At 44.1% G+C, this 7,568-nt stretch carries 5 protein-coding genes; all 5 read left to right on the top strand.

The genetic code is table 11. The features are described 5' to 3' along the window. The first annotated feature begins 161 nt into the window (after positions 1 to 161). The gene (gene treR / locus N7387_RS20610; RefSeq protein WP_279800872.1) at positions 162 to 1,115 is read left to right on the top strand and encodes a trehalose operon repressor TreR; all 954 of its coding nucleotides are present in this window, start codon (positions 162 to 164) and stop codon (positions 1,113 to 1,115) included. A 119-nt stretch (positions 1,116 to 1,234) separates the two neighbouring features. Beyond that, positions 1,235 to 2,659, top strand: coding sequence for a PTS trehalose transporter subunit IIBC (gene treB / locus N7387_RS20615; RefSeq protein ID WP_262860010.1), 1,425 nt, complete (start codon positions 1,235 to 1,237; stop codon positions 2,657 to 2,659). 20 nt (positions 2,660 to 2,679) lie between these two features. After that, complete coding sequence (locus N7387_RS20620; RefSeq protein ID WP_279800873.1) at positions 2,680 to 5,376, top strand: glycosyl hydrolase family 65 protein; 2,697 nt, start codon at positions 2,680 to 2,682, stop codon at positions 5,374 to 5,376. Further along, complete coding sequence (pgmB, locus tag N7387_RS20625; protein ID WP_279800874.1) at positions 5,373 to 6,032, top strand: beta-phosphoglucomutase; 660 nt, start codon at positions 5,373 to 5,375, stop codon at positions 6,030 to 6,032. The genes N7387_RS20620 and pgmB overlap by 4 nt, the downstream gene beginning before the upstream one ends. A gap of 89 nt (positions 6,033 to 6,121) precedes the next feature. Then, the gene (locus tag N7387_RS20630) at positions 6,122 to 7,507 is read left to right on the top strand and encodes a carbohydrate porin (protein ID WP_279800875.1); all 1,386 of its coding nucleotides are present in this window, start codon (positions 6,122 to 6,124) and stop codon (positions 7,505 to 7,507) included. Positions 7,508 to 7,568 lie beyond the last annotated feature (61 nt).

Here is a 7,568-nt window from a genome sequence, read left to right on the forward strand (position 1 = left end):
GGAAAGAAAAATGGCGAAATATGTGCTCATTTTTAGGATAATGAATTAACAACCGGCAATTCTCATCGTTAAATGCGTATAATACCCTGCACCGGATTGCAGGACTCACCTGGCATCTGTTCTGATAACCAGATCAAAATGAATCAACGGGAGCATACACAGTGAAAAAACTCACCATTAAAGATATTGCAGCTATCTGTAATGTCGGTAAATCCACTGTCTCCCGCGTGATAAATAACGAGCAGAACGTCAATGAAGAGACCCGTCGTAAAGTCCTGGCAGTCATTGAGCAGAATAACTTTACGCCATCAAAATCAGCACGGGCGATGAGAGGATTAACGGGCCGGACATTTGGTATTATTGTTACCCGGCTTGATTCCTATTCTGAGAATCAGGCAATTCGCGCGATGCTGCCGGTCTTATATAAAAATAATATTGATCCTATTATTCTGGAAAGCCAGTTTGACCCTGCAAAAGTTGATGAGCATCTGTCTATGCTTGAAAGACGAAAGGTGGATGGCGTTATTTTATTTGCATTTACCGGTTTGGACAGAGAGCAATTATCCTCCTGGCAAAAAAATATTGTTGTTATTGCCCGTCCGTTTGAAGGGTATACCTGTGTCTGTAATGATGATTCCGGAACCGTAAATCATTTGATGAATTATCTTCATCAGGAGAAGAATTTTACAGCCATCAGTTATATCGGTGTTAATGAACATGATGAAACAACTGGGTTATTACGTTATCAGTCCTATAAGCATTACTGCGAAAAATATAACATAGTATCGGATGCGGCATTAGGTGAATTAAATTATGAAAGCGGTTATCTTCTCGCTGAAAATATCGTACTGAAACGCCCCCAGGCCATATTATGCGCAACTGAATCATTGGCATTTGGTGTCAAAAAATATCTTCTTCATCATCAGATTAATACTATTTTTGTTGCCTGTATCGGACGAAATGACTTATTAACCTTCCTCTTTCCGGATGTAAAAACATGTCGTCTGGGCATTAGTGAAACCGGTCAGAAATCTGTCAACTTATTGATTGATATGGTTAATGGCAATTTTTCACCCAAAATACACTTAGTCCCGTCACCTTCGTTTACTTATTGATTTTATTGCGTTAAATAAATTTTTGTGTGATGTCTGTCCCGCAATGGGATCGTTCCCATTGAGTCATTCCCATACTGAACGTATTTTAAAAAAGAGACGTTTTATACGGGGATGGGGATATGGAGATTAATGTTCACAGTGATGAACTGGATCAGATCATCAGATTTACCGGCGGAAAGGAAAATATCAGCACAGTATCTCACTGTCTGACACGATTACGCTTTGTTTTAAATAATCCTGAACTGGCAGATATTGAGTCTATTAAGCAAATACCCGGGGTTAAGGGGTGTTTTAATAACGCAGGTCAATTCCAGGTTATCATCGGCATGAATGTCGGTGACTACTACCGCGGCTTAATTGAAAAACTCAATATATCTGAATCAGATAAAGAAAAAACCAAGGTCGCTGCCAGAAAAAATATGAAATTCTGGGAGCGGCTTATTGCCAATCTGGCCGAAATTTTTGTTCCTTTGCTGCCGGCATTAATTTGTGGTGGTTTATTACTGGGACTCCGCAATGTTATCGGTGAAATGCCGATCCGCGATGATAAACCGCTGACGGCGTATTATGACTGGCTAAAGCCAATATATGATTTCCTGTGGTTACCGTGTGAAGCAATATTCCATTTCCTGCCGGTGGCTATCTGCTGGTCAGCAACCAAAAAAATGGGCGGTTCTCCGATCCTGGGTATTGTGCTGGGCATTACATTAGTATCACCTCAATTGATGAATGCTTATGGTATCGGCAGTCAGACGCCGGATGTCTGGGATTTCGGCGTATTTACCATTCAGAAAGTGGGGTATCAGGCTCAGGTGATCCCGTCTATTCTGGCCGGTTTATTCCTTGGCTGGTTTGAAGTGAAATTACGGCGCCGTATCCCGGAATATTTAACACTGGTGGTTGTACCGATCATCAGCATTCTGGTTTCGGTGGTAGTGGCTCACGCCATTCTGGGGCCGTTCGGACGTGCTGTCGGTAATCTTATTTCGGATGGTGTCCGCTATTTAATGCTGGGTGATTATGCCTTAATCGGCTCAATGATATTTGGTTTTTTCTACTCGCCACTGGTCATTACCGGGTTGCATCACACCACGCTGGCCATTGATATGCAGTTGACGCAAAGCATCGGCGGAACACCTATCTGGCCTATCATTGCATTATCAAATATTGCTCAGGCCTCAGCGGTTGTCGGCATCATTATTATGAGCCGCAAAAAGGACGAACGAGAAATAACGATTCCGGCGGCAATATCTGCCTATTTAGGTGTGACTGAACCGGCAATGTACGGTGTAAACCTGCGTTACCGTTTCCCGATGCTGTGCGCCATGATTGGTGCTGCATTGGCAGGGTTAATTTGTGGTTTTGCGCATGTGTTATCCAATGGTATTGGTGTCGGCGGTATTCCGGGAATTTTGTCTATTCAGCCTGCTTTCTGGGGTATTTATCTTGTTGCCATGATAGTCGCCATTGTTGTTCCGATCTTATTAACAATGATGATGTATCGTTATCAGCAGCGCAAAGGCACCCTGGTAACTTCCCTGTAAATTAATAAAGTGAATTTAATATGTGCTATTTGACTGTGTCTGTAAAAGAAAGTGGTGCTGATATTTTTTCCGGCAGCGATAAATATGACTATGCTTTTTGCTGGCGTGAGATATCCGTTAAAACATGTCTGGATATTTTAACCGAAATCAGCCGTGATTTTCCCGGTATTAAAGGTGGTGTCATTAAGGGGGAGCGGGTGCCGGATTATCCTGCATTTTGTGCTGAACTTGCCGGGAATGCCATTATTGATCTGGAGAAATCATTTTCGGAAATCTTCAATGTGCCTTTTATTGCACAGCAGGGAACGATCGTATTAACAGAAAGCGATCTGGCGCAGGCACTAAAACAGAAATATGAACAACTTTGCTGGAATATCGATTATTCCGGATTTACGGCGGGCAAAGAAGAATATGCCGCAGAATCATTATTAACCACCGCAAACGGATATCTCGGGGTGCGCGGAGCACTGCCGGATATGCGGGCAGGTGATGCGGCGTATCCGGCAACCTATCTGGCCGGTTGTTATAACCGTGCGGAGTCAGATGTCGCCGGGAATACGGTATCGAATGAAGATTTTGTGAATGTTCCTGATGCCCGTTCCGTCCGGATAAAAATCGGCGATGGTGAGTGGTTATCGCCGGAAAATTGCCGCAATAAAGTCCTGTACCGGAACCTGTGTTTAAAAACCGGTATTCTGACGCAGACCTGGGTTGCAGAAGATTCCCGTAAACACCTGATTCAGATTAACAGCCGGATGCTGGCGGATATGTCCTGTCCGGAACGGTTTGCGGTTGAATACAGCTTCACTCCCCTGAATGTTGATGCGGAGATTACCGTTGCCACCTGTATTGACGGCACGACCCGTAATTATGGTGTGGAACGTTACCGCAGCCTGACATCAGACCATTACCGGGTATTGTCCCGCGGGGCGGAAGGCCGTTATACACAATTAAATGCACGGACACTGCAATCAGGTATCGGTATCGGTGTGACCGCAAAAATAAGCGGGGATTTTTTTACTGACAGCGATATTCAGATAAAAGAGAGCCCTGATAAAGTACAGCAGCTTATTACCTGTCATGCGAAAAAGGGAAAAACATACCGTCTTGCAAAAAGTATTAACATCCGTCTTTCGTCTGTTTTTCCGGATAACTGGGCTGATGCGGATAAAACAACGCTGGCTGATTTTGCTGTTCAGGCAGAAGCGTCTGAGCAGGCATGGAAAAACTTATGGGATAAGGCCGATATTGTTATTGACGGCGATTTAATGTCTCAGAAGTTATTACGTTTGCATATCTGTCATCTGCTGTCATCGTGTTCACCATACAGTAACGGAAAATATAAGCTCGATGTGTCGGTGACGGCCCGGGGATTACACGGAGAGGCTTACCGGGGGCATATTTTCTGGGATGAAATCTTTATCCTGCCTTTTTATATTATGCATTTCCCGCAAACGGCCCGCCAGTTGCTGATGTACCGTTATAACCGGTTACCGGAAGCGCGGAAAATTGCACAGGACAGCGGTTGTCAGGGCGCGGTGTATCCGTGGCAGTCCGGTCTGGACGGCAGTGAGCAGACACAATCGGTGCATCTGAATCCGCTGAACGGTCACTGGGATCCGGATTACAGTCATCTTCAGCGCCATGTATCTCTTGCCGTTGCTTATAATATCTGGCTGTACTGGAAAAATACCGGTGATGCGGAATTCATGCGGCTGTACGGTATGGAAATGCTGACAGATATTGCCCGCTTCTGGCTGAGTAAAGCGGAATATGATGAGGTTACCGGGCGTTATTCTGTCAGCGGCGTGATGGGGCCGGATGAATTTCATGAGCATATCAGCGGCAGCAGCGCCGCCGGGCTCAAAGATAATGCCTATACCAATATGATGATCTCCTGGCTGTTTTCCGTCCTGGCTGAACTGTATCCGCAGTTTCATACCGGCGGGGAAGACACCGTGTTTATCCGGGAAATCCGTCATGCCGGTCAGCATTTATCGCTGGTCATTGATGATGATGTCATTGCTCAGTTTGACGGGTATTTTTCCCTGAAAGAGATTGACTGGGAACACTATAAGAATAAGTACGGCAATATTTACCGGATGGACAGAATATTACGTGCGGAAGGTAAAAGTGCGGATAATTATAAGGTGGCCAAACAGGCCGATACGCTGATGATATTCAATAATTTTTCCCGTGATGATGTCACCGGGATATTGAATAACATGGGCTATCACTTAGGGCGTGATTACGCACAGACGAACCTTCATTATTATTTAAAACGGACCTCTCACGGCTCCACATTATCCAGAGTGGTGCATGCACAACTGGCCTGTGATACCGGGTTGCACGATTTGTCCCGGGAATTGTATCAGCAGGCGCTGCGATCGGATTATGGTGATATTCAGGGCGGAACCACCGCTGAAGGTATTCACACCGGGGTTATGGCCGCGACAATCAATACGGCGGTAATGTCCTATGCCGGAGTGGATATTCGTGGTGATCGTTTATCTGTTTCACCATCATTACCGGCGGAATGGAAACGTATCCGTTTTAATTTACAGCATCGTGGTGTTCATTATTACTTTTTAATCTCACCGGCATCGGTATCCGTCACGGCGGACAAAGAAGCCTATATCGATATTGATAATGAAACACATCAGATTACAGCAGGCACGCCGTTTTCATATCATTATGTAAAGGAATACACATCATGAAATCAGGATTTTTATTCGATCTGGACGGTGTGATTGTTGATACGGCAAAGTATCATTATATTGCATGGCGATATATTGCCAATAAGGCAGGCTTTGATATCAGTGAGGAATTTAATGAAAACCTCAAAGGCATCAGCCGGATGGAATCATTAGAAAAAATATTAGAGTATGGTCGTCAGTCGGATATGTACAGTCATGAGGAAAAGAGATTACTGTCGGATGAAAAAAATGATTATTATGTGAAATTACTCGGGGAGTTATCCGAAAAGGATATTTTACCCGGGGTTCATGATTTTATTGTCCGGGCGAATATGCTTAATATACCGTGTTCCGTTGCATCGGCATCCCGTAATGCACCTTTTATTTTAAAAAAACTCAATATTGATAATTATTTTAAATCAATTGTCGATCCTGCATTGTTGAGTAAAGGTAAACCGGACCCTGAAATATTTCTGAAGGCAGCGTTATCTGTTAATGTCCTGCCGCAGGATGCAATAGGCTTTGAGGATGCACAGTCAGGTATTACTGCGCTGAACAGGGCGGGTGTTTTTTCAGTCGGTATCACCGGAGATCATGCATTATTACGTGGTGCTGATCTTATTATTTCGTCGTTTGAAGAAATCACGCCTGAATATGTATTAAAAATAAAACAATAATTAAATTTCTGATAATAAATTTTTCTGATGAAGGCCCGGCATATTCATATGCCGCAGCCATCTGATCGTCGCGAACAAAGGTAAATATAATGAAATTAACGCAATTAGCATTGATAACAGGGTTTGCTGTTTTTGTGTTCCCTTTTTCTGCCGGTGCTGAAACATCATTAAGTGATATTGAGGCGCGTCTGAACAGTCTTGAAAAAAGAGCGGCTGAAGCAGAAGCCAGAGCTGTGGCGGCAGAGAAAAAAGCAGAACGTCTGGAAAGTTTAATGGCTCAGAATACGGCGCCGGCCGGCAATACCGATAAGGGAAATACATCGGGTTTCAGTAATATCGTCAGCGCAGATAACGGTAAAGGGTCACTGAAATTATACGGTGATGTGGAGTTCAATATAGATGCTGCCAGCCGGAAAGGGCAGATTACCTCAATGCATACACAGACCGGGCACGGGGCCGATGATTTCGGTGATAAAGAGCGCTGGGATATTAACGGACGGATACTGATTGGTCTTGACGGGCAGCGGAAACTGGATAACGGCAACTATGCCGGCTTTAGTGTTCAGCCGTTAGCGAATATGACCGGTAATATCGGGCTGGATGATGCCGTATTCTATTTTGGTAAAGAAAATAAATGGAAATATAAAATCGGCCGCTATGAAGCCTATGATATGTTCCCGCTGAACCAGGATACGTTTGTTGAACATTCGGGTAACAGTGCCAATGATCTCTATGCTGACGGGTTCGGCTATATCTATATGATGAAAGAAGGGCGCGGGCGGAGTAACCACGGTGGCGGAATGAACCTCAGCAGCCAATATGATAACTGGTATTTTGAGGTGAATACGCTGGTTGAGGATGGCAGTCGTGTCTTTAAAGATCAGGAATATCATGGACGTAAATTACAGAATAAAAAGAATGTGATTTACGTTCGTCCTGTGGTGGCATGGAATTATGATAATGTCACGATTGCGGGTGCTGTGGATGCCAACGTCATCAGTAATGCCTACGGTTTTGATAATGCTGACGGCAAATTTACGGATCAGTCGCGCCGTACCGGCTATGGCCTGACCATGAAATGGGATACCCTGAAGGATGACCCGGAGAACGGGGTGGTGGTTAATCTCAGCACGGCTTATCTGGATGCGAAGAATGAAAATGACTTCTCAGCCGGAACGAATATCTTATGGCGCAAGTTCCAGCTGGGTTATATCTATGCACATAATGATATTAAATCCTATCAGGTTGTGAATGCACTTGATGACAGTCAGTATGATACGTTAAATCCGGGCCGGTATAATATTCATACCGTATTCACGTCGTATGAGTTACCGGATATATTGGGCATGGATAATTTTAAAACCTATCTCGGTGCGTATTATTCCCATATTAACGGGAAAGGGGATATGACGATGGTTGACAGTAAAGATAACGACCGTTACGGGGCGCGTGTCCGTTTTAAATACTTATTCTGATTTCCTCTTTTCAGAACAAAAAAATACCGGGATTTTCCCGGTATTTTTTTGTTCGTATTAT

Source organism: Morganella sp. GD04133, assembly GCF_029835375.1.
In the GTDB taxonomy this organism is placed as follows: domain Bacteria; phylum Pseudomonadota; class Gammaproteobacteria; order Enterobacterales; family Enterobacteriaceae; genus Morganella; species Morganella morganii_B.

Bases quoted from the DNA above. Each gene is read 5' to 3' on its own strand.
- treB (WP_262860010.1), top strand. From the start codon at position 1,235: ATGGAGATTAATGTTCACAGTGATGAACTGGATCAGATCATCAGATTT.
- pgmB (WP_279800874.1), top strand. From the start codon at position 5,373: ATGAAATCAGGATTTTTATTCGATCTGGACGGTGTGATTGTTGATACG.
- N7387_RS20620 (WP_279800873.1), top strand. From the start codon at position 2,680: ATGTGCTATTTGACTGTGTCTGTAAAAGAAAGTGGTGCTGATATTTTT.
- N7387_RS20630 (WP_279800875.1), top strand. From the start codon at position 6,122: ATGAAATTAACGCAATTAGCATTGATAACAGGGTTTGCTGTTTTTGTG.